At 70.8% G+C, this 26108-nt stretch carries 19 protein-coding genes; 8 read left to right on the forward strand and 11 right to left on the reverse strand.

Annotated features, from left to right (window positions below; genetic code table 11):
* The first annotated feature begins 10 nt into the window (after positions 1 to 10).
* Complete coding sequence (locus OHO83_RS16285) at positions 11 to 1462, forward strand: cytosine permease (protein ID WP_266674495.1); 1452 nt, start codon at positions 11 to 13, stop codon at positions 1460 to 1462.
* A gap of 12 nt (positions 1463 to 1474) precedes the next feature.
* Here OHO83_RS16285 and OHO83_RS16290 read toward each other — a convergent pair whose 3' ends face one another.
* Together OHO83_RS16290 and OHO83_RS16295 are read right to left on the reverse strand one after the other, a co-directional pair.
* The gene (locus OHO83_RS16290) at positions 1475 to 2563 is read right to left on the reverse strand and encodes a branched-chain amino acid aminotransferase (RefSeq protein WP_266674493.1); all 1089 of its coding nucleotides are present in this window, start codon (positions 2561 to 2563) and stop codon (positions 1475 to 1477) included.
* Between the two features lie 278 nt (positions 2564 to 2841).
* The gene (locus tag OHO83_RS16295) at positions 2842 to 3891 is read right to left on the reverse strand and encodes a 3-isopropylmalate dehydrogenase (RefSeq protein WP_227297363.1); all 1050 of its coding nucleotides are present in this window, start codon (positions 3889 to 3891) and stop codon (positions 2842 to 2844) included.
* Between the two features lie 168 nt (positions 3892 to 4059).
* Here OHO83_RS16295 and OHO83_RS16300 point away from each other — a divergent pair, with 168 nt between their 5' ends.
* Entirely contained in the window at positions 4060 to 5658 is a 1599-nt protein-coding gene (locus tag OHO83_RS16300; protein WP_266674491.1) for a purple acid phosphatase family protein, read from the forward strand.
* 405 nt (positions 5659 to 6063) lie between these two features.
* On the opposite strand, the gene OHO83_RS16305 is transcribed toward OHO83_RS16300, so the two are convergent.
* Positions 6064 to 6600 (reverse strand): GNAT family N-acetyltransferase, encoded by a 537-nt coding sequence (locus OHO83_RS16305; RefSeq protein WP_266674489.1) that lies wholly within the window; start codon positions 6598 to 6600, stop codon positions 6064 to 6066.
* Positions 6601 to 6676: 76 nt separating this feature from the next.
* Here OHO83_RS16305 and OHO83_RS16310 point away from each other — a divergent pair, with 76 nt between their 5' ends.
* From OHO83_RS16310 to bla, 4 genes are all read left to right on the forward strand, one after another.
* Positions 6677 to 7576 carry a CDP-alcohol phosphatidyltransferase family protein gene (locus OHO83_RS16310; RefSeq protein ID WP_266674487.1) on the forward strand — a complete coding sequence of 300 codons (900 nt, stop codon included), beginning with the start codon at positions 6677 to 6679 and terminating at the stop codon, positions 7574 to 7576.
* The gene (locus OHO83_RS16315) at positions 7573 to 8427 is read left to right on the forward strand and encodes a phosphatidate cytidylyltransferase (RefSeq protein ID WP_266674485.1); all 855 of its coding nucleotides are present in this window, start codon (positions 7573 to 7575) and stop codon (positions 8425 to 8427) included. Before OHO83_RS16310 ends, OHO83_RS16315 begins: the two co-directional genes overlap by 4 nt.
* Positions 8424 to 9620, forward strand: a complete 1197-nt coding sequence (locus OHO83_RS16320; protein ID WP_266674483.1) for a lysophospholipid acyltransferase family protein — start codon at positions 8424 to 8426, stop codon at positions 9618 to 9620. Before OHO83_RS16315 ends, OHO83_RS16320 begins: the two co-directional genes overlap by 4 nt.
* Positions 9621 to 9706: 86 nt before the next feature.
* Complete coding sequence (bla, locus tag OHO83_RS16325) at positions 9707 to 10609, forward strand: class A beta-lactamase (RefSeq protein ID WP_266674481.1); 903 nt, start codon at positions 9707 to 9709, stop codon at positions 10607 to 10609.
* A gap of 92 nt (positions 10610 to 10701) precedes the next feature.
* Here the strand turns inward: bla and pruA are convergent, their stop codons facing one another.
* A complete protein-coding gene (pruA, locus tag OHO83_RS16330) occupies positions 10702 to 12333 on the reverse strand; it encodes an L-glutamate gamma-semialdehyde dehydrogenase (RefSeq protein ID WP_266674479.1) in 1632 nt (543 codons plus the stop codon).
* Positions 12334 to 12365: 32 nt separating this feature from the next.
* Complete coding sequence (locus OHO83_RS16335) at positions 12366 to 13292, reverse strand: proline dehydrogenase family protein (protein WP_266674477.1); 927 nt, start codon at positions 13290 to 13292, stop codon at positions 12366 to 12368.
* 184 nt (positions 13293 to 13476) lie between these two features.
* On the opposite strand from OHO83_RS16335, the gene OHO83_RS16340 reads away from it, so the two are divergent.
* Positions 13477 to 14694, forward strand: coding sequence for a PucR family transcriptional regulator (locus OHO83_RS16340; protein WP_329433933.1), 1218 nt, complete (start codon positions 13477 to 13479; stop codon positions 14692 to 14694).
* On the opposite strand, the gene OHO83_RS16345 is transcribed toward OHO83_RS16340, so the two are convergent.
* Complete coding sequence (locus OHO83_RS16345; RefSeq protein WP_266674473.1) at positions 14683 to 15264, reverse strand: TetR/AcrR family transcriptional regulator; 582 nt, start codon at positions 15262 to 15264, stop codon at positions 14683 to 14685. The genes OHO83_RS16340 and OHO83_RS16345 overlap by 12 nt on opposite strands.
* Positions 15265 to 15386: 122 nt before the next feature.
* On the opposite strand from OHO83_RS16345, the gene OHO83_RS16350 reads away from it, so the two are divergent.
* Positions 15387 to 16922: an MFS transporter gene (locus tag OHO83_RS16350; RefSeq protein ID WP_266674471.1), complete on the forward strand. Its 1536-nt coding sequence runs from the start codon at positions 15387 to 15389 to the stop codon at positions 16920 to 16922.
* A 145-nt stretch (positions 16923 to 17067) separates the two neighbouring features.
* Here OHO83_RS16350 and serA read toward each other — a convergent pair whose 3' ends face one another.
* The 5 genes from serA to OHO83_RS16375 all read right to left on the reverse strand — a co-directional run bounded on the left by serA (position 17068) and on the right by OHO83_RS16375 (position 25689).
* Positions 17068 to 18693: a phosphoglycerate dehydrogenase gene (serA, locus tag OHO83_RS16355; protein ID WP_266674469.1), complete on the reverse strand. Its 1626-nt coding sequence runs from the start codon at positions 18691 to 18693 to the stop codon at positions 17068 to 17070.
* Positions 18694 to 19110: 417 nt separating this feature from the next.
* Positions 19111 to 20112, reverse strand: coding sequence for a ketol-acid reductoisomerase (gene ilvC / locus OHO83_RS16360; protein WP_266674467.1), 1002 nt, complete (start codon positions 20110 to 20112; stop codon positions 19111 to 19113).
* 109 nt (positions 20113 to 20221) lie between these two features.
* Positions 20222 to 20746, reverse strand: a complete 525-nt coding sequence (gene ilvN, locus OHO83_RS16365; protein ID WP_100594986.1) for an acetolactate synthase small subunit — start codon at positions 20744 to 20746, stop codon at positions 20222 to 20224.
* A 29-nt stretch (positions 20747 to 20775) separates the two neighbouring features.
* Complete coding sequence (locus OHO83_RS16370; RefSeq protein ID WP_266674464.1) at positions 20776 to 22617, reverse strand: acetolactate synthase large subunit; 1842 nt, start codon at positions 22615 to 22617, stop codon at positions 20776 to 20778.
* Positions 22618 to 22860: 243 nt separating this feature from the next.
* The gene (locus OHO83_RS16375) at positions 22861 to 25689 is read right to left on the reverse strand and encodes a putative bifunctional diguanylate cyclase/phosphodiesterase (protein WP_405599229.1); all 2829 of its coding nucleotides are present in this window, start codon (positions 25687 to 25689) and stop codon (positions 22861 to 22863) included.
* Positions 25690 to 26108 lie beyond the last annotated feature (419 nt).

A 26108-nucleotide genomic window follows, 5' to 3' on the forward strand; every position in this document is an offset into this window, starting at 1 on the left:
GGGGTCCCCCATGGCGATAGAACAGCGCGGTGTCGACACCATCCCCGATGAGGAACGCACCAGCGGTCCCCGGGACATCGTCTCGATCCTCCTAGGCTCGAACCTCTGCCTCGGGGTGATCGTCTTCGGCTGGCTGCCTGTGTCGTTCGGGCTCGGCTGGTGGGCCTCGGTCACCTCCGTGATCGCGGGCACGCTTCTCGGCACCGCGCTCACCGCCCCGCTCGCCCTGGTCTCCCTGCGCACCGGCACGAACCTGTCGACGTCGTCCGGCGCCCAGTTCGGCGTCCGCGGCCGGCTCGTCGGCTCGGTCGTCGGCCTGCTCCTGTCGCTCGGCTACACGGCGCTGACCGTGTGGATCGGCGGCGACGCGATGACGGGCGTCCTGCACCGCCTGTTCGGCGTGCCCGAGTCGGGCCTCACCTACGGCGTCGTCTACGCGCTCCTGGCCGCCGCCACCGTGATCGGCGCGGTCTACGGCTACCGCGTCCTGCTGCGCCTCTCGCGCGTCCTGGCCGTGGGCATGACCGCGCTCCTGGCGCTCGGCGTCGCCGCGTACGCCCCGCACTTCACGACGGCGCCGCTGCCGGACGCCGGCGGCTACCTGCTCGGCTCGTTCTGGCCGACCTGGCTGCTCGCCCTCGTCGCGGCCGGCCTGTCGGGCCCCATCGCCTTCATCACGCTCCTCGGCGACTACACGCGCTACGTGTCCCCGGCCCGCCACTCCCAGCGGAGCGTCCTGCGCGCCACCTGGCTCGGCCTGATCGTCGGCCTGCTCACGCCCCAGCTGTTCGGCACGTTCACCGCGTACGCGGCCCGCGCCGCCCTCGACTACGCGGGCTCGCTCGTCTCCGCCTCGCCCACCTGGTACCTGATCCCGCTGCTGCTCGCCGCCTCCGCGGGCTCGGTCGGCAACGCGGGCCTGATGCTCTACTCCATGGGCCTCGACCTGGACGCGATCCTGCCCCGCGCCTCCCGCACGGCCGCGACCTACACGGTCGCCGGCGTCGCCACGGTCTGCGTCTTCGTCGGCCACTTCGCGTGGGCCGCACAGGACGCCATGACGTCGTTCGTCCTGCTCCTCACCGCGATCGGCACCCCCTGGGCCGTGATCACCCTGATCGGCTTCGTGCGCTGCCGCGGCGTCTACGACGCGGACGCGCTCCAGGTCTTCAACCGGCGCTCGCGCGGCGGCGTCTACTGGTACCGGGGCGGCTGGAACCCGCGCGCCACCGCCTCCTGGGCCCTGGGCGCGCTCGTCGGCCTGCTCGCGGTGTCCCTGCCCTCGTACGAGGGCCCGCTGCTCTCCCTGACGGGTGGCGTGGACTGCAGCTTCCTGCTGTCGGGCCTGGCCGGCGGCGCGGCGTACCTGGCGCTGACGGCACGTGAGGTGCGCTCGGTACGCGTCAGGGCCGCCGCGGACAAGAAGTCCGAGGCGGCCCTGGTCACGAGCGGTGAAGGCTGAGCGCGAGCCGGTCTAGCCGAGCTGGTGCATCCAGCCGTGCTTGTCCGCGCTCGTGCCGCGCTGGATGTCGAGGAGCGCCTCGCGCAGCTTCAGTGTGACCTCGCCGGGCTCGCCGCCCGACTGGGTCCACTGGCCGCCGGCGCGCTTGACGGTGCCGACGGGCGTGATGACCGCCGCGGTGCCGCAGGCGAAGACCTCGGTGAGCGTGCCGTTCTCGGAGTCGGCCTGCCACTGATCGATGGAGACGCGGCCCTCGACGGACTCGAAGCCGAGGTCGCGGGCGACCGACAGGAGCGAGTCACGGGTGACACCCGCGAGGAGCGAGCCGGTCAGCTCGGGAGTGACGATCTTGTCTCCGTACACGAAGTACAGGTTCATGCCGCCCAGTTCCTCGACCCACTTGTGCTCGACGGCGTCGAGGTAGGCGACCTGGTCGCAGCCCTCGGCGGCGGCCTCGGCCTGGGCGAGGAGGGACGCCGCGTAGTTGCCGCCGGTCTTGGCGTCGCCCATGCCGCCGGGGACGGCGCGCACGCGGTCCTCGGACAGCCAGATCGACACCGGCTTGACGCCACCGGCGAAGTAGGCGCCCGCGGGCGAGGCGATCACGATGAAGAGGTACTCGTTGGCGGGCTTCACGCCCAGGCCGACCTCGGTCGCGATCATGAAGGGACGCAGGTAGAGGGACTCCTCGCCACCGTGCGCCGGGACCCACGCGATGTCCTGCCGCACCAGCGCGTCACACGCCTCGATAAACGTCTCGACCGGCAGTTCGGGCATGGCCAGGCGGCGGGCCGAGGCCTGGAAGCGCTTGGCGTTCATCTCGGGGCGGAAGGTGGCGACGGTGCCGTCGGGCCGGCGGTAGGCCTTGAGACCCTCGAAGATCTCCTGCGCGTAGTGCAGGACGTTCGTCGCCGGGTCGAGGGAGAGCGGTCCGTAGGGCACGAGCTGCCCGTCGTGCCAGCCGCGGCCCTCGGTCCACCGGATCGTCACCATGTGGTCGGTGAAGTGGCGGCCGAATCCGGGGTGGGCCAGGATCGCCTCGCGCTCCGCGCCGGACAGCGGGGTCGAGGAGGGCTTGAGCTCGATCGTGGGCGTCGTCATGGTTGCGTGTCCTTCACCGGTTGTGTGTGACGGACCGCTATCACGCTCGCGCAGCCGGAAGCACGAACTTCCCAACTACTTGGTCGTCCGAGCTTCTGCGTTCACCGCGGCCCCACGTTCGATTATCGCGCGTGGGGTCCGATGGACGAAAACAGCCCGTACGGGTACAGCGTGAGGTGCGGCCCAGGGGTTGATGGTGGCACCCGGGGACCGCAAAGGTGAAGCCGCCGGGTGCGGATGCGACCCGGCGGCTGCTTAAGTGCATCAAGCGCGGCGGGTCAGCCGGCTACTCGGCCGGCGAGCGCGTCGCCGATCTCGTCGGTCGACCGCACGCTCGTGCCGCGCTCGGCCAGGTCGGCGGAGACGGCGTCCTCGATGCGGGCGGCCTCGGCCTCGTAACCGAGGTGACGCAGCAGGAGCGCCACGGACAGGACCGTGGCCGTGGGGTCGGCCTTGGCCTGTCCGGCGATGTCGGGGGCCGAGCCGTGGACCGGCTCGAACATCGACGGGAACTCGCGGGACGGGTTGATGTTCCCGGAGGCCGCGACGCCGATACCACCGGAGACGGCGGCGGCGAGGTCGGTGATGATGTCGCCGAAGAGGTTGTCGGTGACGATCACGTCGAAGCGCTCGGGGTCGGTGACGAGGAAGATCGTCGCCGCGTCGACGTGCAGGTAGTCCGTGGTGACCTCGGGGAACTCCGTGGCCACCTTGTTGAAGATGTTCGTCCAGAGGTGACCCGCGAAGGACAGCACGTTGTTCTTGTGGACCAGCGTGAGCTTCTTGCGGGGGCGGGCCTGGGCGCGGGCGAAGGCGTCACGGACCACGCGCTCGACACCGAACGCCGTGTTGACGGAGACCTCGGTGGCGACCTCGTGCGGGGTGCCGGTGCGGATCGAGCCGCCATTGCCCGTGTACGGGCCCTCGGTGCCCTCACGGACCACGATGAAGTCGATCTCCGGCTGGCCCTTGAGGGGCGTCGCCACACCCGGGAGCAGCTTGCTCGGGCGGAGGTTGACGTGGTGGTCGAAGAGGAAGCGGAGCTTGAGCAGGAAGCCGCGCTCGAGGACGCCGGACGGGACCGAGGGGTCACCGATCGCGCCGAGCAGGATGGCGTCGTGCTGCTTGAGGGCCTCGACATCGGCGTCGGTGAGGGTCTCACCGGTCGCGTGGTAGCGCCTGGCGCCGAAGTCGTATTCCTTGGTCTCCAGCTTCACATCCTGCGGGAGGACGGCGCCGAGGACCTTGAGCCCCTGGGCCACGACCTCCTGGCCGATGCCGTCACCGGGGATCACTGCGAGATTGAGGATGCGAGAGCTAGCCGACATACGGGCACCCTACTTCGGCGTCCCATGGGATGACACTCGTTGTCCGCCATTCGGACAGGCCTCGCGCGGGCCGTCGCGGGATCCGCCGTACGCGGGCCGCCGTGCGGTCGATTTTTGTTCACCCGTAGGTATGGCCCTCGTTGGTTGTTACTGGGAAGTTTTCTTCTCGTGGACACACCGAACGTCGGCATTCCCGAGCAGTTGGCCCGCCGTCTGAGCATGCCGGAGCAGCACGAGTACCTGCGGGCCCGCTTCAGCAGGCGGCGCGCGCTGACCGGGACCGCGGCGAGCCTGGGCGGCCTGACCCTGCTGGGCGGCTCGGCCTCCTCGGCGTACGCGGCGCCTTCCGCCGCCTCCTCGCCCGCCGCGCCCGTCCGCTCGGCGGCCGTGCGGGTCGACGGCTCCCTCGTCGCGCCGTTCGCCCGCCATCTCGCCTTCGGCGCCGACCCGAAGACGCAGATGCGGATCTCCTGGCAGGTGCCGTTCGCGGTGCGCAAGCCGTTCGTACGGGTCGGCCTGAGGCCCTGGGACCTCAGCCGGAAGATCGAGGCGGAGGTGCGCGCGCTGCACACCCCGAGCCTGTCGAAGAAGCTCCCGGCGGTCGAGCAGCTCTATCTGCACGCGGCCCTGGACGGCCTGACGCCCGGGACGACGTACTACTACGGAGTGGGCCACGACGGTTTCGACCCGGCGTCCGCGGAGCGCATCGCGACGATCGGCTCGTTCCGCACGGCTCCGGCGAAGGCGGAGAGGTTCGTCTTCACGGCCTTCGGTGACCAGGGCGTCAGCTATGACGCGCTCGCCAACGACCAGCTGATCCTGGGCCAGAACCCCTCGTTCCATCTGCACGCCGGCGACATCTGCTACGCCGACAGCAGCGGGCACGGCAAGGAGTCGGACACGTACGACGCGCGCGTGTGGGACCAGTTCCTCGCGCAGACGGAGTCGGTCGCGAAGTCGGTGCCGTGGATGGTGACGACCGGCAACCACGACATGGAGGCCTGGTACTCCCCCAACGGATACGGCGGCCAGTCGGCCCGCTGGACCCTGCCGGACAACGGCCCGGACCCGCGGAACGCGCCGGGCGTCTACTCCTTCGTGTACGGGAACGTGGGCGTCGTCGCACTCGACGCGAACGACGTCTCGTACGAGATCCCCGCGAACAAGGGGTACACGGACGGTAAGCAGACCGCGTGGCTGGCCGAGCGGCTCGGCGAGTTGCGCGCGCGCAAGGACATCGACTTCGTGGTGGTCTTCTTCCACCACTGCGCGTACTCGACGTCGACGCACGCCTCCGACGGCGGGGTGCGCGCCGCGTGGCTGCCGCTGTTCGCCGAGCACCAGGTGGACCTGGTGATCAATGGGCACAACCACGTGTACGAGCGCACGGACGCCGTCAAGGACGGAGAGGTGGGCAAGCCCGTGCCGGTCGGCGCGTCGACCGATCCGACGCGCGACGGCATCGTGTACGTCACCGCGGGCGGCGCCGGCAAGGACCTCTACGGGTTCGGCATCGGGGTCGGGGACAGCTACGAGGGCCATGTCCACGACCGCGAGTCGATCGTGACGTTCCACTGGACGAAGTCACGCCTGCCGGACCCGGACACCGTGGAGTGGTCCCGGGTGCGGTACACCGGCTTCTCGTTCCTCGCGGTGGAGGCGGAGACCGGCGGGACGGGCGTGACACCGGCACTGAAGGTCTCCGCGCTGGCCGAGAGCGGCGAGCGCATCGACTACTTCGAGATCAGGCGCGGCACACAGCCGTAGGGACCGGGGGCCCTAACGGGTTTCGTGTCCCGTCTCGCCGCCGTTGTCCCTGCGGTCGAGGGCTCGCTGCAGGGCGGCGGCAGCGTTCTTACGGTCTGAATCGGACGGCGATGCGTGACGGACTCGGCGGCGGACGGGCGTCGCTGTGGCCATGAGAGATCGACTCCTTGAGATCACTTGGGATTTCGAGGCGCCGGAAGAGGCGGGGAGCCTGGAGCCGCAGGGGTTGCCTGCCTTCTGCTCAGCTCACGACCGCCATTCGCTGGATCGAGCGAGACGTTCGGCTCCTACAAAGCTAAGCGAGGAGCCTGCTTCTGTCTCCACAATTACTCGGACTTCCTACTATCTGAGACGGCAGTCACGCGACGGGGTGACGTCGCGCCGGGGCCGGCCGGCGTTCCGGGCTCAGAGAAGGTCGCCGCCCCGCCAGTCGAAGAGGAGCGTGTGAGCCGGGTCGAGTGCGGCGGTGACGCGGCGCAGGTACGGCGCGCTCTCGTCGTCCGGCAGTGGCACGGGCCCGTCGGGGCCGTACGCGGCGAAAGCGCCCTGCCACTGCTCCCAGCCGCGCGCACGGTAGAGCCCGGCCCCGTCGGGCGAGGCCGACAGCGCGCCCAGTTCGTAGGCGGCGTCGATCACCCGCTCCAGGGCCGCCATGACCTGCCCGCCCAGACCGCTCCTGCGCGTGTCGGCGCGGACGGCGACGCCCTCGACGTAGCCGATGCGCAGCGAGCGGCCCGCGTGCGCGCCCCTGCGCTGCACCACGGAGCCGTGCGCGACGAGGTCACCGGCGCTGTCGCGCACGAGGGCGTGCACGCCGCCGACGGTGTGGTCCCAGTCGTCGTCGCTGAAGCCGCCGCCGAAGGCGTCGTCCAACAGGGCACGCACGGAACGGAGTTCGGCTCGCGTGAGGTCGGCGGTGTGGGCGGTGCTCAGCGTGGTCACCGGGACACCGTACTCACGCGCCATTTGAGTACGCGTGCCGATTTCACGCCGCTTCTCCGGCGGCACAGTCGTCCTCATGAACGGCCTCTACGCTCTCAAGCCCTGGTACGCGGACCGGCTCGCCGGCCTGCGCCGCGCGCTCGCCGCCCGGCAGGTCTCGCCCGACACACTGACGGCGGCCGGTGTCGTGTGCGCCGCGGGCGCGGCGGCCGCGCTCGCGTGGCTGCCGGCGCCGTCGGCCGCGCTTCTCGTGGCCGTGCTGCTCGCGGGGCGGCTCGCCTTCGCGAACCTGGACGGCGCGCTCGCCCGCGACACCGGCCGCACGACGCCGCGCGGCGCGCTCCTGAACGAGCTGGGTGACCGTGCGGCCGACCTGCTCGTCATCGCGGGTTTCCTGCCGCTGGCCCCGCTGTGGCTGGTGGCCGCGGCGGCCTTCGCGACGACGCTCCCTTCATGGGTCTCGCTGGCGGGCGCGGCGGCGGGTGCGCCCCGCCGCAACGGCGGCCCGGTCGGCAAGACGGAGCGCTGCCTCCTCGCCGTCGTGGCCGCGGCCTCGGGCTGGGCGGTACCGGTGCTCGCGGTCGTCGCGGCGGGCTCCGCGGTGACGGCGGTGGTGCGGGCGGTCTGGGTGTGGAGGGCGCTTGGGCAGCCAGAGACAGCTGTGGCCGCTGTGGCCAGGGAGCGGGTTGTGGCTACGGAGAGGGCCATGGCTACGGAGAGGGATGTGGCGAGCGAGAAGACTGTGGTGCGGGTGGCGGAGCCCGCGTCCTCCGCCCCTAGGCGCCGCCCGTCCCCATCCCCAGCCCCATCCCCACCCCCATCTCCGTCGCCGTCCTCCTCCCCCACGCTCGGCTCCTTTCCCTCTGAGCACGATCGGAGCCTCCCCCTCGACCCCGGCGAGGTGTCCGGCGGCATCACGCACACCCGCCCGCAGTCCCCCGCGGACCGCGGCACGCGGCTGCGGGGTGCCCGATGAGCGCCGTGTTCGTCGCCGGCGAGGTGGCCGGGCGGGCCGTGCCGGTCGTGGCCGGGGTCCTCGGGGCCGGTGGTGTCGCCGTCGCCTCGCTGCCGTCCCGGATACGGATGCGGGCCGAGCTGCGCAGACGGTGGCGGACCTGGGCCCTGTCCGCGCCGCTGTTCGTCGGGGCCTTCTTCGTGGGCCGCGCGGGGGCCTTCGCGCTCGCGGCCGGGCTCGGCGTGGTCGCCGTGGGCGAGTACGCGCGGATGGCCGCCCTGCCCCGCGCCGAGCGGGCCGTCCTGGTCGCCGCGGCGATCGCCGTACCCGGAGCGGCACTTGCGGGGCCCGATCCCCGTACGACGGGAGCGCTTCTCGTACTCGCCGTCCTCGCGGCGGTCTGCGCGGGCGACGCCGAGCAGGGCTTCACACGCGCGTCGCGCACGCTCTTCGGTCTGCTGTGGATCCCGGTCTCGCTCAGCGGCCTGGTGCTGCTCGGCGACACGGCGCTCGCGGTGGGGGTCGCGGTGGCCTTCGGTGACGTGGGCGCGTGGTGCGGCGGTACGGCGCTCGGCCGGCGGGGGCCGCTCGCACGGCGCCTCTCACCGCTGTCCCCCAACAAGACGTGGGCGGGTGTGGTCGGCGCGGCAGCGGCAACTGCCGCCGCGCTCGCGGCAGTCGGCGCGTTCACGCCGGTCCTGTGGGCGGCCGTCCTCGCGGGCTGCGTCCTCGGCGATCTCGTCGAGTCGATGGTGAAGCGCGAGGCGGGCGTGAAGGACGCGGGCAGCTGGCTGCCGGGCTTCGGCGGGCTCCTCGACCGTATCGACTCACTCCTGGTGGCCCTGCTCCTCGTGATGGTGGTGACCCTGTGACGACGACCGTGACCACCGCTGCCCGAGTGCGCCCGGTTCGTGCGGCCGCCCGCCTTCGCCACGCCCTGTGGTGGCTCGTCCTCACCCTCACCGGCGGTGTGGAGCGCCGGGGCCGGCTCCCGCGCGGCGGCTGTGTCGTGGTCGCCAACCACAGCTCGCACGCCGACACCGCGGCGCTGCTCGCCGCGCTCGACGCGTCGCACGCCCCGGCGATCGGTGCGGCGGCCGACTACTGGTTCGCCTCGCCCTGGCGCAGCCGGATCTGCAGCCGCCTCGCCGCAGGTTTCCCGGTGCGGCGCTCCGGCGGGGGCATGGACGACCTGCTCGGCATGGCGGACACGCTGCGCGCCGGGCGCGCCGTGGTCCTCTTTCCCGAGGGCACGCGCGCGCGTGCGGGTGAGCTGGGGTCGTTCCATCGGGGCGCGCTGGTCCTGGCGGAGCACGCGCGCGTGCCGGTCGTGCCGGTCGGGATCGCGGGCACGGACCGACTTCTGCCCAAGCACGGCAGGCTGCGCCCGTCCTTGGTCCGGGTGCGGATCGGCGAGCCGCTCCCGTGCACGGCGACGGTGCAGGAGGCCCGTAAGGCGGTCGCGGCGCTGCATGACCGCACGGTCGCGGAGCCGCTGCGCGACTCCCGCGTCCGCAAGGCCCTGGCCCGCGTGATCAGCGCACGGCTCGGGCTGCTCCTCGCCTTCTCATGGGCGTGCGCGGAGGCACTGAGCTGGCCGCTGATGCCCGAGCTGTTCCTCGCGGTGGCGTGCGTCGCGGTGCCGCGCCGGGCCCTGAAGCTGTCCGTCACCGCGCTCGCGGGCAGCCTCGCGGGCGGCCTGCTCGCGCTCCAACTGGCCTCCATGGGTGTGTCGTTGCCCGCACCCCTGACGACGGACCGGATGCGGGCGGAGGTCCGTCACGAGCTGTCCGTCGAGGGCGCGTCGGCGGTACGCCACCAGCCCTGGAACGGCATCCCGTTCAAGGTCTACGTGAAGCAGGCGGGCCGCGCGGACGTCCCTGTCGCGGACTTCCTGTCCGAGTCGGCACGTGCCCGCGGTTCGCGCACGCTCCCCGTGGGGCTCGCGTTCGGCGCGTTCGGCTTCCTGGCGCACCGGCTGCGCAGGTTCTACGGGCTCTACCTGGGCCTGCTGTGCGGCGGCTTCGCGGCCGCCCTCTCGCTCATCGTGGTGGGCTGGAGCTGACGCGTCCGGTCACAGCGGGCCGCGCGGCACCACGAACCAGGCGATGACAGCGGCATCCCCGACCCCGCTCACGTACCTTCGAGATCATGAACTTACCTCCCTCACGAAGGTCCCTCCTCGGCGCCGCGGCCCTGGCGCCCGTCCTCCTCTCCGTGCCCGGCACCGCGAGCGCGGCGCCCTCCCCCGCGGCCGGCGGCGACGCCCGGCGCCGGCTGCGCGAGCTGGAGGAGGGCTATCCCGGCCGCATCGGGGTGCACGCCCTGCACACCGGCACCGGCGCCGTCCTCGGCTACCGCGCGCACGAACGCTTCGCGATCGCCTCGACGTTCAAGGTGCTTGCCGCCTCGGCGATCCTGCACCGGGCGCGCGAGCAGGAGCCCGGACTGCTCGACGTACTGATCCGCTACGGACGCGACGACCTCGTGGCCGCCTCGCCCCGTACCGAGCTGCACCTCGAGACCGGCATGACGGTGAGGGAGCTGTGCGACGCCGCCATCACCTACAGCGACAACACCGCGGCCAATCTCCTGATGCGCCGGATCGGCGGCCCCGCCGGCGTCACCGCGTTCGCCCGCTCGCTCGGCGACTCCGTGACCCGGCTCGACCGGTGGGAGACCGACCTCAACACGAACCTCCCCGGCGACCGGCGGGACACCACGACGCCCGCAGCCATGACCGCGGACCTGCGCGCGCTGGTCCTCGGCGACGCCCTCCACCCGCTCGACCGCGGCCAGCTGACCCGGTGGCTCGTGGAGAACACCACCGGCGACAAGCGGATCCGCGCGGGGCTCCCGCCGGGCTGGCGGGTCGGCGACAAGACCGGGTCACCCGCCTACGGCGGGGTCAACGACGTGGCCGTGGCCTGGCCGCCGGGCGGTGGAGCTCCCCTGATCGTCTCCGTGTACACGACCCGGCTCGACCCGGACACCCCGGGCGAGGACCGGATCGCCGCCGACATCACGCGCGTCGCCGTGGACGCACTGCTCTGACCCCGGACACGACACCGCCTCCGACCGGGGTGGGGCCCTGGTCGGAGGCGGGGGCGGAGGGGGCGGTCCGTGTGGGCCGCCCGGGGTGGGCGTCAGCCCATGTGCGGGTAGCCGTACTCGGTCGGCGGGACCAGCGTCTCCTTGATGGCGCGGGTCAGGGTCCAGCGCTGGAGGTTCTGCGGGGCGCCGGCCTTGTCGTTGGTGCCGGAGGCGCGGCCGCCGCCGAAGGGCTGCTGGCCGACGACGGCGCCGGTCGACTTGTCGTTGATGTAGAAGTTGCCCGCGGCGTAGCGGAGCTTCTCCATCGTGTAGGCGGCCGCGGCGCGGTCGTTGGAGATGACCGAGCCCGTCAGGGCGTAGTCCGACGCCGACTCCATCTGGGTCAGCATCTCGTCGTACTTGTCGTCCTCGTAGACGTGGACGGCGAGGAACGGGCCGAAGTACTCGGTCTTGAAGACCTCGTTCTCCGGGTCCGCGCACTCGACGACGGTCGGGCGCACGAAGTAACCGACCGAGTCGTCGTAGGTGCCGCCCGCGACGATGGTGCAGGAGTCGTCGGCCTTGGCGCGGTCGATGGCCGCCTTGTTCTTGGCGAACGCGCGGTCGTCGATGACGGCGCCGATGAAGTTCGACAGGTCGGTGACGTCACCCATCTTGATGCCGTCGACCTCGGCCGCGAACTCCTCCTTGAAGCCGGAGTTCCAGATGGAGGCCGGGATGTACGCGCGCGAGCTCGCGGAGCACTTCTGGCCCTGGAACTCGAAGGAGCCGCGGGTCAGGGCCGTCTTGAGGACGGCGCGGTCGGCGCTCGGGTGGGCGACGACGAAGTCCTTGCCGCCCGTCTCGCCGACGAGACGCGGGTAGGTGCGGTACTTCGCGATGTTCTCGCCGACCGTCTTCCACAGGTGCTGGAAGGTCGGGGTCGAGCCGGTGAAGTGGATGCCGGCCAGGTCGCGGTGGTTGAGGGCGACCTCGGAGACCGCGATGCCGTCACCGGTGACGAGGTTGATGACGCCCTTGGGCAGGCCGGCCTCTTCGAGGAGCTGCATGAGCAGCACGGCGGCGTGGGTCTGCGTCGGGGACGGCTTCCAGACCACCACGTTGCCCATGAGGGCGGGGGCGGTGGGGAGGTTGCCCGCGATGGCGGTGAAGTTGAAGGGCGTGATCGCGTAGACGAAGCCCTCGAGCGGGCGGTGGTCCATGCGGTTCCACACGCCGGTCGAGTTCGCCGGGGGCTGCTCGGCGAGGATCTGGCGCGCGTAGTGCACGTTGAAGCGCCAGAAGTCGACGAGCTCACAGGGGGTGTCGATCTCGGCCTGCTGGGCGGTCTTCGACTGGCCGAGCATCGTGGACGCGGCGAGCGTCTCGCGCCACGTCGTGGACAGCAGCTCGGCGGCGCGCAGGATGATCGCGGCGCGGTCGTCGAAGGACATCGCGCGCCAGGCCGGGGCGGCGGCGAGCGCGGCGTCGATCGCGTCCTGCGCGTCCTGCTGCGTGGCGCCGCGGCCCGTACCGATGACGGCCTTGTGGTTGTGCGGCTGGACGACGGTGAACTCGTCACCGCCACCGAGGCGCTTGACGCCGCCGATGGTCATCGACAGCTCGATCGGGTTCTCGGCAAGCTCCTTGAGCTTGGTCTCGAGGCGCGTCCGCTCCGGGGAACCGGGGGCGTAGCCGTGCACCGGCTCGTTGACGGGAGCGGGGACCTGGGTTACAGCGTCCATGAGTCTCTGAACTCCTTTGAGAGGGGTGGGGCTCAGCCCTTGGTGAGGATGGAGCGGGCGAAGAACAGCAGGTTGGCGGGCTTCTCCGCGAGGCGGCGCATGAAGTAGCCGTACCAGTCGGTGCCGTACGCGGTGTAGACGCGCATCCGGTGACCCTCGGCGGCGAGACGGACGTGCTCGTCGCTGCGGATCCCGTACAGCATCTGGAACTCGTACTCGTCCAGCTTGCGCCCGGCGCGGCGGGCGAGCTCCTGGCTGATGGAGATGAGGCGCGGGTCGTGGGACCCGATCATCGGGTACCCGTCACCCTCCATCAGAACCTTCAGGATGCGGACATACGCCTTGTCGATCTCGCCCTTGTCCTGGTACGCGACGGAGGCGGGCTCCTTGTAGGCGCCCTTCACGATGCGCACGCGGCTGCCGGCGGCGGCCAGGCGGCGGGCGTCGTCCTCGGTGCGGAAGAGATAGGCCTGGATGACGCATCCGGTCTGCGGGAAGTCCTTCCGCAGCTCGTCGTGGATGGCGAACATCGAGTCGAGGGTGGTGTGGTCCTCGGCGTCCAGGGTGACCGTGGTGCCGATCGCGGCGGCGGCCTCGACCACCGGGCGGACGTTGGCGAGGGCCAGCTCGTGGCCGCCCTCCAGCGCCTGGCCGAACATCGACAGCTTGACGGACATCTCGGCCTTGGTGCCGAGGCCCAGGTCCTTGAGGCGCGCGATCAGCTCGAGGTAGGCGTCGCGCGCGGCGGCGGCCTGCTCGGGGGTGGTGATGTCCTCGCCGACCACGTCGAGGGTCACTTCGAGGCCCCTGTCGCAGGCGTCCACGACGATCGGCACGACGTCGTCGACGCCCTCACCGGCGATGAACCGGTCGACGACCTGCTTCGTGCCGGGGGCGGCCGAGATGAAACGGCGCATCCTGTCGCTGCGCGACGCGGCGAGAATCACGGGACCCAGCACGGGGCACCTCCACGGAGAGTACGGACGAGTGGCTGTATCGGTGTAAACGAACTGAATCGCAACAGACCGGTACGGCACGGAGAACCACCGTGAAATCTAAGGATCTCTCCGATCCAGTGCCATCGACAGCTGTCACGCATCTGTGGCCACCACCTCAGACATTTGTCTGAAGAGATCGGGTGGGGTGCGCGAGAATGGCGGGGTGAAGGGCGACTACCAGGAACTGGTCGACGAGATCTCGGCGCTGCTCAGCGCCCCCGCGACGCTGGAGAACCGGGATTTCGGGCTGATCGCGTTCGGCGCGCACGACAGCGACAGCGATTTCGACGCATCGACGCTGGACCCCGTCCGCACCCGCTCGATCCTGACCCGCCGCTCCACCGCCGCGGTGCGCACCTGGTTCGAGGGCTTCGGCATCGCCCGCGCCACCGGGCCCGTCCGTATCCCGCCGACCCCGGAGGCCGGGGTCTACCGGGGCCGCATCTGCCTTCCCGTACGCCATCGGGGTGTCGTCCTCGGCTATGTGTGGCTGCTCGACGACGATCCGGGGCCGACGGAGCAGCAGCTGACCGCCGCGATGGAGGTGGCGGGCCGCATCGGCGCGCTGCTGGCGGACGAGGCGCAGGCGGGCGCCGACCTGACCCGCGAGTTCCGCGAGGTGCTCACGGCCGAACGCGGCTGGCAGCGGGACATGGCGGTGGCGGCCCTGCGCACGGCGCTCGGCTCGCGCGCGGACGGGCTGCACGCGGTGGTGTGCGTCGCGCCGTGGCCTTCCCCTAGCTCTCGGCTTCGCTCGAGCAGTGGAGACCCCTATGCGGACCCGGACGACGCGCCGTCCTTCCGCACGATCCCCTCGGCCGACGCGCTGTGCACGGTGCCGTGGGGCGCGGCCGGACAGGCCCTGGCCCTCCTGGTGCGGCTGCGTTCGGCGGACGCGCTCGGGCCGGCCATGGCGGCGACGGCGAAGCTGCGGGAGCGCGCCGGCACGACGGTCGTCGCTGCGGGGTTCGGGGGCGCGCGGCGCGAACTGGGTGACCTCGGGGCCGCCTGGCAGGAGGCGACGGCCGCGGCGCGCGCGGCGCTCGCCGAGCCGCGTCTCGGCCCGGACGCGCACTGGGCGGCGATCGGCCCGTACCGCCTGCTCACCGCACTGCCCCCGGACACGGCGCACGACCCGGTCCTGGCCCCGCTCCTACTGCCGGCCAACCGCCAACTGGCCCGCACCACCGAGGTGTTCCTCGACTGCGCGGGCCAGGCGGGCCGCACGGCGGCGGAGTTGGGCATCCACCGCCAGACCCTCTACTACCGGCTGTCCCGCGTGGAGCAGCTCACCGGTCTCGACCTGGACGACGGCGAGGACCGGCTGCTGCTGCACATGGGGCTCAAGGCGTCACGCCTGTGACGCGCGCATCGCGTCCAGCAACAGCCGCAGGCCCTCGGTGAGTTCATCGGCGCTGGGCGAGTAGTCCGCGTCGAAGGTGTGCTGGGCGACGAGCCCGAGGACCAGCACCGAGAAGAGCTTCCCGAGCGTGTGCACGCTCGGGTCGTCGGCCGGCGGCTCCTCCCCCATGACCATGCCGATGAAGCCGCGCCCCGCCTCGTGCTGAGCCTGTGCCAACTGCTCGCGCACGACCGGCATCTTGTCGCCCATCGTCACCAGCTCGATGCTCAGGTGCCAGATGGACCCGGGCTTCCCGAGGCTGTCGGTGATCCCGGCCATCACCGACCGGAACCGCTCCAACGAGCCCGGCGCGCCGGGCAGTTCGCCCACCGCGCTCCAGTCGTCCGAGGCCCCTTCGGCCAGCGCCACGTACGCCTGCGCGAGCAGCGCGTCCTTCGAGCCGTAGTGGTAGCCGATCGACGCCAGGTTGGTCCCCGACTCCTTGACGATGTCGCGCGCCGTCGTGCGCACGAACCCCTTCTCCAGAAGGCAGCGCTTGGCGCCTTCGAGCAGATCCTCGCGATGTCCCATGCGGCCACCGTACCCCCGTTTCATACGGTTGTCCCATACGAACGTCCCATACCGACGTCTTACACAATCGATCTATACGCTCGTACTAGACAAGCGTTTAAGGCGCCCGTACAGTCCTTCTCATGACGAACTCACCGAGCACCAACTCCCGTGCGGGGCGCCGTGAATGGACGGCTCTCGTGGTCCTGATGCTTCCGCTGCTCCTCGTCTCGATGGACGTCTCCGTCCTCTACTTCGCGATCCCCTCGATCAGCGCGGACGTCGAGCCCACCGGCACCCAGCAGCTGTGGATCTTCGACATCTACGCGTTCGTGCTCGCCGGCCTGCTGATGACGATGGGCTCCCTCGGCGACCGCATCGGCCGACGCAAGCTCCTGATGATCGGCGCCACCGCCTTCGGCGCCGCCTCCGTCTGCGCGGCCTACGCGAACAGCGCGGAAATGCTGATCGCGGCCCGCGCGATCCTCGGCATCGGCGGCGCGACCCTGATGCCCACGACGATGGCGCTGGTGCGCAACATGTTCCGCGACGACAAACAGCGCGCGACGGCCATCGGCATCTGGTCCGGCGTCATGACCGGCGGCATCGCGCTCGGCTCGGTGATGAGCGGCATCCTCGTCGAGCACTTCTGGTGGGGCTCGGTCTTCCTCGTCAACCTGCCCGCGATGGCCCTGCTCCTGCTGCTCGCCCCGGTCCTGCTCCCCGAGTTCAAGGACCCGCAGCCGGGCCGCTTCGACTTCGTGAGCGTCCCGCTGTCGATGGCCGCGGTGCTCCCCCTCGTCTACGGCATCAAGGAGATCCCCTCCGAGGGCTTCGAGCCGCTCTACGTCGCGTCGATCGTCGTCGGCCTCGTCTTCGGCGCCCTGTTCGTACGCCGTCAGCGCACCGTCGAGTCACCGATGATCTCGCCGGCCCTCTTCCGGGGCCGCGGCTTCGGCCCCGCCGTCACCCTCAACCTCATCTCGGCCTTCGCGATGATGGGGTCGGCCTACTTCACGACGCAGTACCTCCAGGCCGTGCTCGGCAAGAGCGCACTCGAAGCGGCGCTGTGGGCGCTCGCGCCGACCGTATTCATCGGTCTCGCGGCCCCCCTCGCGACGGTCCTCGTGCAGCGTGGCGTCCACCGCGGCTCCGTCGTCACCGCCGGCTTCCTGACCAGCGCCTGCGGCTACGGCCTCCTGACGCTGACCGGTACGGACTCCCTGTGGACCGTCCTGGCCGGAGCGGGTGTACTCGCCTCCGGCGCGGTGATCGTGGGCTCGCAGCTGACCGACCTGGCGCTCGGCGCGGCCCCCGCGGAGAAGGCCGGCGCGGCGTCGTCCCTGCTCGAGACGGGCCAGGAGTTCGGCGGCGCCCTCGGCATGGCCGTCCTGGGCTCGATCGGTACGGCGGTCTACCGTCACCGGATCGGCGACGCGCCGGCCGAGGCGAAGGAGACGCTGGGCGGAGCGCTCGCGGTGGCGCAGCACCTGCCGGGCCGGGCGGGCGACGCGCTCCTGACGTCGGCCCGGGAGGCGTTCACGAGCGGCATGCACATCGCCGCGCTGGCCGGTGGGGCGGTCCTGCTGGGGGCCGCGGTACTGGCCCTGCGTGGCCTGCGCGGGGTGGCCGCGCCGCAGCGGGAGGAGCAGCCGGAGCCGGAGCGGGCCACGGCCTGATCTCCTTGCCGATCCGCCCCCTTCCCGCATGTCCTCGAACGCCGGGCGGGCTGAATCTCAGCCCGCCCGGCGTTGGGGCGGGGGAGAAAAAAGGAAGGGCCCGGGCCACCAAAAGGGTGACCCGGGCCCCACCACATGCCGAGAACTAGTCCGTCAGGTTCACGGAGCGCGCCGACGTCGCGCCGATCTCGTCACCCAGCTCGCCGAGCACCCCGGCGGGCACCGTGTCGTCGACGGTCAGGACGGCGAGCGCCTCGCCGCCCAGGCCCGCGCGGGCGACCTGCATGCCGGCGATGTTGATGCCCGCCTCGCCGAGCACACGGCCCACGGTGCCGACGACACCGGGACGGTCCTCGTAGCGCAGGACGACCATGTGGTCGGCCAGGGCGAGGTCCACGTCGTACTCGCCGACGGCGACGATCTTCTGGAGGTGCTTGGGGCCGGCGAGCGTGCCGGAGACCGAGATCTCCTCGCCGCCGGTCAGCGTGCCGCGCACGGTGACGACGTTCCGGTGGTCCGGGGACTCGGAGCTCGTGGTGAGGCGGACCTCGACGCCGCGCTCCTGCGCGAACAGCGGAGCGTTCACGTACGACACCGTCTCGTCGACGACGTCCTCGAACACGCCCTTCAGAGCGGAGAGTTCGAGCACCTTCACGTCGTGCTGAGTGATCTCGCCGTAGACCTCGACGTCGAGGCGCGCCGCGACCTCGCCCGCGAGCGCGGTGAAGATCCGGCCGAGCTTCTCGGCGAGCGGCAGGCCCGGCTTGACGTCCTCGGCGATGACGCCGCCCTGGACGTTCACCGCGTCCGGCACGAGCTCACCGGCGAGCGCGAGCCGCACGGAGCGGGCGACGGCGATACCGGCCTTCTCCTGCGCCTCGTCCGTGGAGGCACCGAGGTGCGGGGTCGCCACGACCTGGTCGAACTCGAACAGCGGGGAGTCCGTGCAGGGCTCCTTGGCGTACACGTCGAGGCCGGCGCCGGCGACGCGGCCCTCCTTGAGCGCCGAGTACAGCGCCGCCTCGTCGACGATCCCGCCACGCGCGGCGTTGACGATGCGGACGGTCGGCTTGACCTTGCGCAGCGCGTCGTCGCCGATGAGGCCGACCGTCTCGGGGGTCTTGGGGAGGTGCACGGTGATGAAGTCGGAGACCTCGAGCAGCTCGTCGAGCGTGAGGACCTTGACGCCCATCTGGGCGGCGCGCGCGGGCTGCACGTACGGGTCGTACGCGACGACCTTCATGCCGAAGGCCGACATGCGCTGCGCGACGAGCGCGCCGATACGGCCGAGGCCGACGACGCCGAGGGTCTTCTCGGCCAGCTCGACGCCCGTGTACTTGGAGCGCTTCCACTCGCCGGCCTTGAGGGCCTGGCTGCCCTGCGGGATGTTGCGCGCGGTGGCGATGAGCAGGCCGCAGGCGAGCTCGGCGGCGGTCACGATGTTGGAGGTCGGGGCGTTGACGACCATCACGCCGGCCTTGGTGGCGGCGGAGACGTCGACGTTGTCGAGGCCGACGCCGGCTCGTGCGACGACCTTCAGCTTCTTCGCGGCGGCGATCGCCTCGGCGTCGACCTTGGTGGCCGAACGGATCAGGATCGCGTCGACGTCGGCGATGGCCGGGAGCAGCTCGGCCCGGTCGGCGCCGTTGCACTGGCGGATATCGAAGTCGGGGCCAAGAGCGTCGACGGTCGCGGGAGACAGCTCTTCCGCGATGAGTACGACAGGTTTGCCGGTTGCAGCAGTGCTCACGTGAGTCCTCACAAGTCCCATTGCGGACGGCCGTCCCGACGGCCGCATGCGGTGGAGGGGTGTCAGCGGCGCCGGGGAGGTGCGGGCGCGTTCCCGCGTCGTTCGGTGCGTGCTCTCGGTGTGCCGGACGAAGGCTCTCGTAGACGGGGCTACTTGTGCCTTTGGCCGGTCCGGCGAGAGTGCGTGCCGGGCGGCGTGGGGACGTACTTGCACTTCTACGGTGTCGCTGTGCCGCGTGGTAGACGCACGACGCTGTGGGCCCGACGCGAATGTGTTCTGCAGTCTAGTGGCGCTTCGGAGGTGGTCTTGCGCCTCCGTGGAAGGATCACTCGTCCGTGGCTGGACGGGGTGGACAACCACGTTGACGCGAGTGCGCCACGGGCCGTCCACCTCGACGAGGGGGCCGGGGCATTCGCCCCGGCCCCCTCGTCGTAAGGCTTACGCCTCGTCGTTGTCCACCCAGCTCATGAGCTTGCGGAGCTCCTTGCCGGTGGTCTCCAGGAGGTGGTTCTCGTCCTGGGTCTTGTACTCGTTGTACTTCTTCAGGCCCGAGTGGTACTCGTCCATCCAGTTCTTGGCGAACGTGCCGTCCTGGATCTCGGCGAGGACCTTCTTCATCTCGGCCTTGGTGGCGTCCGTGATGATGCGCGGGCCGGTGACGTAGTCGCCCCACTCGGCGGTCTCGGAGATCGACCAGCGCATCTTCTCCAGGCCGCCCTCGTACATGAGGTCGACGATGAGCTTCAGCTCGTGGAGGCACTCGAAGTACGCGATCTCCGGCTGGTAGCCGGCCTCGGTCAGCGTCTCGAAGCCCGCCTTGACCAGCGCGGCGGTGCCACCGCACAGGACGGCCTGCTCACCGAACAGGTCGGTCTCGGTCTCCTCGGTGAAGGTCGTCTTGATGACGCCGGCGCGGGTGCCGCCGATGCCCTTCGCGTAGGAGAGGGCCAGCTCGAAGCCCTTGCCCGTGGCGTCCTGCTCGACGGCCGCGATGCACGGAACGCCGCGGCCCTCTTCGTACTGGCGGCGCACCAGGTGACCCGGGCCCTTGGGCGCGACCATCGCCACGTCCACGTTGGCCGGGGGCTTGATGAAGCCGTAGCGGATGTTGAGGCCGTGGCCGAAGAACAGCGCGTCGCCGTCCTTCAGGTTGTCCTTGATGGACTCCTCGTAGACCTGGGCCTGGATCGGGTCCGGGACCAGGATCATGATGACGTCGGCCTCGGTGGCGGCCTCCGACGGCGTCACCACGCGCAGGCCCTGCTCCTCGGCCTTGGCCTTGGACTTGGAGCCCTCGTGCAGACCGACGCGGACGTCGACACCGGAGTCACGGAGCGACAGCGCGTGGGCGTGGCCCTGGCTGCCGTAACCGATCACCGCGACCTTGCGGCCCTGGATGATGGACAGGTCGGCATCGTCGTCGTAGAACAGCTCGGCCACTGGATTTTCTCCTTGGTGTGCAGGTGTTGCGTCCCACCGTACGGCGGGATTGCGGAGGGAAGTTTTCGGGTCTCGGTATACGAGAGGGCGCTCGAAAGCACCTGGGGGCTCAGGCCGTGCGGTCGAGCGCCCGCAGGCTCCGGTCGGTGATGGAGCGCGAGCCGCGGCCGACCGCGATGGTGCCCGACTGGACGAGCTCCTTGATGCCGAAGGGTTCCAGCATCTTGAGCATCGCCTCCAGCTTGTCGCTGGAGCCGGTGGCCTCGATGGTGACGGCCTCCGGGGAGACGTCCACGGTCTTGGCGCGGAACAGCTGGACGATCTCGACGATCTGCGAGCGTGTCTCGTTGTCGGCGCGGACCTTGGCGAGGACGAGCTCACGCTGGACGGCGTGGCCCTGCTCCAGTTCGACGATCTTCAGGACGTTGACCAGCTTGTTGAGCTGCTTCGTGACCTGTTCGAGCGGCAGGTCCTCGACATTCACCACGATGGTGATGCGGGAGATGTCGGGGTGCTCGGTGACGCCGACCGCCAGGGAGTCGATGTTGAACCCTCGGCGGGAGAACAGCGCGGTGATCCGGGCGAGGACACCTGGCTTGTTCTCGACCAGGACGGAGAGCGTGTGCTTGGACATGGCTCTTGGTCTCTCTTTCGCTCTCGGTCTCAGTCGTCTTCGTTGTCGCCGAAGTCGGGGCGGACCCCGCGGGCGGCCATGACTTCGTCGTTGGAGGTGCCGGCGGCGACCATCGGCCACACCATGGCGTCCTCGTGGACGATGAAGTCGACGACGACGGGGCGGTCGTTGATGGAGTTGGCCTCTTCGATGACCTTGTCCAGGTCCTCGGGGCGCTCACACCGGATGGCGTAGCAGCCCATGGCCTCCGACAGCTTGACGAAGTCGGGGACGCGGGTGCCCTTGTTGGCCTGGACGTCGTCCGGGCCGCTGTGGAGCACCGTGTTGGAGTAGCGCTGGTTGTAGAACAGCGTCTGCCACTGGCGGACCATGCCGAGGGCGCCGTTGTTGATGATGGCGACCTTGATCGGGATGTTGTTGAGCGCGCAGGTGGTCAGTTCCTGATTGGTCATCTGGAAGCAGCCGTCGCCGTCGATCGCCCAGACGGCGCGGTCCGGCATGCCGGCCTTCGCACCCATCGCGGCGGGCACCGAATAGCCCATCGTTCCGGCACCGCCGGAGTTGAGCCAGGTGGCGGGCTTCTCGTACTGGATGAAGTGCGCGGCCCACATCTGGTGCTGGCCGACGCCCGCGGCGAAGATCGTGCCCTCGGGCGCGAGCCGGCCGATCCGCTCGATGACGTTCTGCGGCGAGAGCGAGCCGTCCTCGGGCTGGTCGTAGCCCAGCGGGTAGGTGTCGCGCCAGCGGCTGAGGTCCTTCCACCAGGCGCTGTAGTCGCCCTTGTGGCCCTCGCTGTGCTCCTTCTGCACGGCCTGGACCAGGTCGGCGATGACCTCGCGGGCGTCACCGACGATCGGCACGTCGGCGACACGGTTCTTGCCGATCTCGGCCGGGTCGATGTCGGCGTGGACGATCTTCGCGAACGGGGCGAAGCTGTCCAGCTTGCCGGTGACGCGGTCGTCGAAGCGGGCTCCGAGGGCGACGATCAGGTCGGCCTTCTGCAGCGCGGTGACGGCGGTGACCGCACCGTGCATGCCCGGCATTCCCACGTGCAGCGGGTGGCTGTCGGGGAATGCGCCGAGCGCCATCAGGGTGGTGGTGACGGGCGCTCCGGTGAGTTCCGCGAGGACCTTCAGCTCGGCCGTGGCGTGCGCCTTGAGCACACCGCCGCCGACGTAGAGGACCGGCCGCTTCGCGGCGGTGATCAGCTTCGCGGCCTCGCGGATCTGCTTGGCGTGCGGCTTGGTCACCGGGCGGTAGCCGGGCAGGTCCTGCGTCTGCGGCCAGGAGAAGGTCGTCTGCGCCTGCAGGATGTCCTTCGGGATGTCGACGAGGACCGGGCCGGGGCGACCGGTCGAGGCGATGTGGAACGCCTCCGCGATCGCCTTCGGGATGTCCTCGGCCTTGGTGACGAGGAAGCTGTGCTTGGTGATCGGCATCGTGATGCCGACGATGTCCGCCTCCTGGAAGGCGTCCGTGCCGATCGCGTTGGACACGACCTGACCGGTGATCGCGACCAGCGGCACCGAGTCCATGTACGCGTCGGCGATCGGCGTCACCAGGTTCGTGGCACCCGGACCCGAAGTCGCCATGCACACACCGACCTTGCCGGTGGCCTGCGCGTAACCCGTGGCCGCGTGACCCGCACCCTGCTCATGCCGGACGAGGACGTGACGGACCTTCTCGGAGTCCATCATCGGGTCGTACGCGGGAAGGATCGTGCCGCCGGGAATGCCGAATACGGTGTCGACCCCGACCTCCTCGAGCGAACGGATGAGGGACTTCGCCCCCGTGACGTGCTCGACGGGGGCGGACTGCTGTCCTCGGGGCCGCGGCTGCGGATGGTGGGCCCCGGTGGCCTGCTCGGTCATCGGCATTCTCTTCTCGATGCTGAGGGTTTTTGCGAGGTTTGTACGGTGTTCGGTTACTGGATTACACGCGCTTGTGCAACAAAAAACCCCTCGTGCCGTGAGGCAAGCGAGGGGAGCGCGCCGGGTGCGGTCGCTGGGATCCGGTGTTCCGACCGGTGGGTCCCAGCTTCAGCCGACGCGCTTTCCAAGTACGAGAATTCGGGTGCGCATGGCATTGACCCTCCCCCCGGCACACAGTGCGTGTCAAGTAGGTGGGACGGGAGTCTCATTATGTGAGCGGAGCAGGGCCGCCCGAACGGACGGTGCCGGTACGCCCGCGAACACCGGCTCGGCCGGACCGCTGGGCACCGGGTAGCCCCCCGAGGCCAGCGCGCGGCGCAACCGGTACTCGTCGAGCGGCCCGGAGAAGGCCATCCCCTGTCCATGTGTGCACCCCATGGCGCGCAGAGCGACGACCTGCTCGGGCAGGTCGACGCCGTCGGCCACGGAATTCAGGCCGAGGTCGCCGGCGATGCGCAGCAGACCACTGGTGATCTTGTGCAGGCGGGCGGATTCCACCACTCCTTCTACGAGACTGCGGTCGAGTTTCAGTACATCGACAGGGAGCCTGCGCAGCGCCGTGATCGCCGCGTATCCGCTGCCGAAGCCGTCCAGGGCGATCCGGACGCCGAGTCTGCGCAACACGGTGAGACGCCGCTCCAGCTCGTCCAGGGGGACCCTGGGGTCACTGTCGGCCAGTTCGATGACCAGCGCGCCGGAGGGGAGCCCGTGCCGGGTCAGGAGCGCCTCGATGGAGCCGAGGGGCAGCGACCGGTCGAGGAGTCTGCGGGCGCCGATCCGGACGGCCACGGGCACGGCATGCCCTCTGCGGCCGCGCTCGGCGGCCTGCTCGACGGCCTCCTCCAGCATCCACCGGCCGAGCTCGGCGGTACGCTCGCCGTCCTCGGCCGTACGCAGGAACTCGGCGGGCGTGAACAGGATGCCCTGAGTCGAGCGCCAGCGGGCCTGCGCGGCGACCGACGTGATCCGGCCCGAGTCGAGGGACACGACCGGCTGGTGCAGCAGGGCGAACTCGCCCTCGTGCAGGGCGGTGCGCAGCCGGGTGGCGAGCTCCGCCTTGCGCACGACGTCGGCCTGCATCTGGGGCGCGTACAGCTCCACCCGGCCCTTGCCGGCGGCCTTCGCCCGGTACATCGCCAGGTCCGCGTTCCGCAGCAACTCACCCGCGGACACGTCGGGTTCGGCGAAGGCGACACCGATGGAGGCGGCCACCCGGACATCGTTGCCGTCGATGGCGTACGGCTGCGAGAGCGTGACCCTGAGGCGGTCCGCGAGCTCGTAGATGTGCTGCTCACGCGCGGTGTCGTCGCGGCCGCCGTCGCCGACGATCAGCGCCGCGAACTCGTCGCCTCCCAGGCGGGCGGCGGTGTCCCCGGAGCGCACGGATGCGGCCAGGCGCCGGGCGGCCTGGACGAGGAGTTCGTCGCCCGCCTGGTGGCCGATGGTGTCGTTGACCTGCTTGAAGCCGTCGAGGTCGATGAAGAGGACGGCCGTGCCGCGGTCGGTGGCGCGGCGGCCTCCCAGCGCGAGGCCGACCCGCTTGGTGAACAGGGCGCGGTTGGGCAGGTCGGTGAGCGGGTCGTGTTCGGCGTTGTGCTGCAACTGTGCCTGCAGGCGCACCCGTTCGGTGACGTCCCGGCTGTTGAGGATGAGGCCGCCGTGGTGGCGGTTGACCGTCGACTCCACGTTCAGCCAGGTGCCGGTGCCGGAGCGGAAGCGGCACTCGATGCGGGTCGTCGGTTCCTCGATCTGGCTCGCCGCGAGGAAGCGGCGCACTTCGTGGACCACGCGCCCGAGGTCCTCGGGATGGATGATCGAGGCGAGCTCCGACCCGACGAGCTCCTCGGCGTCACGCCCGTAGACCCCGGCGGCGGCCGGGCTGACGTACCTGAGGACGCCGTTCGGAGCAGCGATCATGATGACGTCGCTGGAGCCCTGGACCAGGGAGCGGAAGTGGTTCTCCTTCTGCGCCAGCTCCTGGGTGAGGGTGATGTTGTCGAGGAGCATGATGCCCTGGCGCACGACGAGGGCCAGGACGACCGTGCAGGCCGTGAAGAGGACCACGCGGTCGATGCTCTGACCGTTCAGGACGTTGTACAGAATTCCCAACGTACAGACGGCGGCGGCCAGATAGGGCGTGAGCGCCGCGAGCGATCCGGAGATGGGGCGGGTGACCTGGTACCGCGCGAACGCGGGGCCTCCGTCGTGCTCCCCGCGCCGCGGCCCCACCCAGGGCGCGTACGCGAGCAGCAGCGACCCGGCGAACCAGCCGGCGTCGAGGATCTCCCCCGAGTGGTAACTCGCGTGCAGCAGGGGCGAGGTGAACAGGGCGTCGCACATGACGGTCAGGGCGAGCGCGCCGATCGCGGTGTTCACCGCCGTGCGGTTGCCGGGCGAGCGGCGGAAGTGCAACGCGAGCACCATGCTGACCAGCACGATGTCGAGGAGCGGGTACGCGAGGGAGAGCGCGGTGCGGGTGACGCTCTGCCCCTCGAACCGCGCGGTGTGCACGAGGGCGAGGCTCCAGGACAGCGTGATCAGCGAGCCGGCGATGAGCCAGGAGTCGAGCGCGAGACAGACCCAGCCGGCCTTGGTGAAGGGGCGCTTGGCGAGGACGAGCAGACCGACGATGGCGGGCGGCGCGAAGCACAGGAAGAAGAGGTCGGCGAGGCTCGGCGTCGGCACGGGGCGCTGGAGGACGACCTCGTACCAGCCCCACACCCCGTTCCCCAGGGACGCCATGGCGGAGGAGACCGAGAACAGGATCCAGGCCGGCCGAATGCGGCTGCGCCGACTGCGTGCGTACGCGAAGTTCGACACGGCGGCGACCGCGGCGGCGGCGCTGAGTCCGAAGTCGCCCATGAACAGGGCGAGTCGGTCGGATCCCCAGCCGAGCGCCGACCCCGTGGCGTACCCGCCGCACAGGAGGGCGAAGACGAGCTGCGAGGCGAGGCTGGACCCGCCGCCCTGGAACAGGCGGCGGGCGGTGATCACAGTTCCGGGGGCGCTCACAGGGTCGCTCCGGTCCGTGCCGCCCCCGTGTCCCGGTTTCCGTGTGCTGCCTGCTGGGGCCTTCTGCGTCCGCCGCTCCTGTGGCGTCCGCCCCTGCGGCTGCCGTGGCAGCTGGGCCGGCTTGTGCGGACCGGTGCGCGCGCGGGTCGTCGCCGGCGGCCCCGCCGCGTCGGATCGTTCGCCCATAGGCCGTGCATCGCCCGTCGCCCCCTCACAGTCCGGTTGTCCGCCCCCCGCGCCGAACTCTCCACGGCGCTACCCCAGTCGGGACGATACACCAGACTCGTCACTCAGGGACATAGTCTCTCTACTCTCCGTGACGACCAGCGAGGATGCGCGTACAGGGCGCATCCGGGCGGGTGCGGAGCGTGTGCGGGGGCGCGCTAGGCCGGGCCGGGAGGCGGTGGATGGGCCTCTCC

The organism is Streptomyces sp. NBC_00569 (assembly GCF_036345255.1).
Taxonomy (GTDB): Bacteria; Actinomycetota; Actinomycetes; order Streptomycetales; family Streptomycetaceae; genus Streptomyces.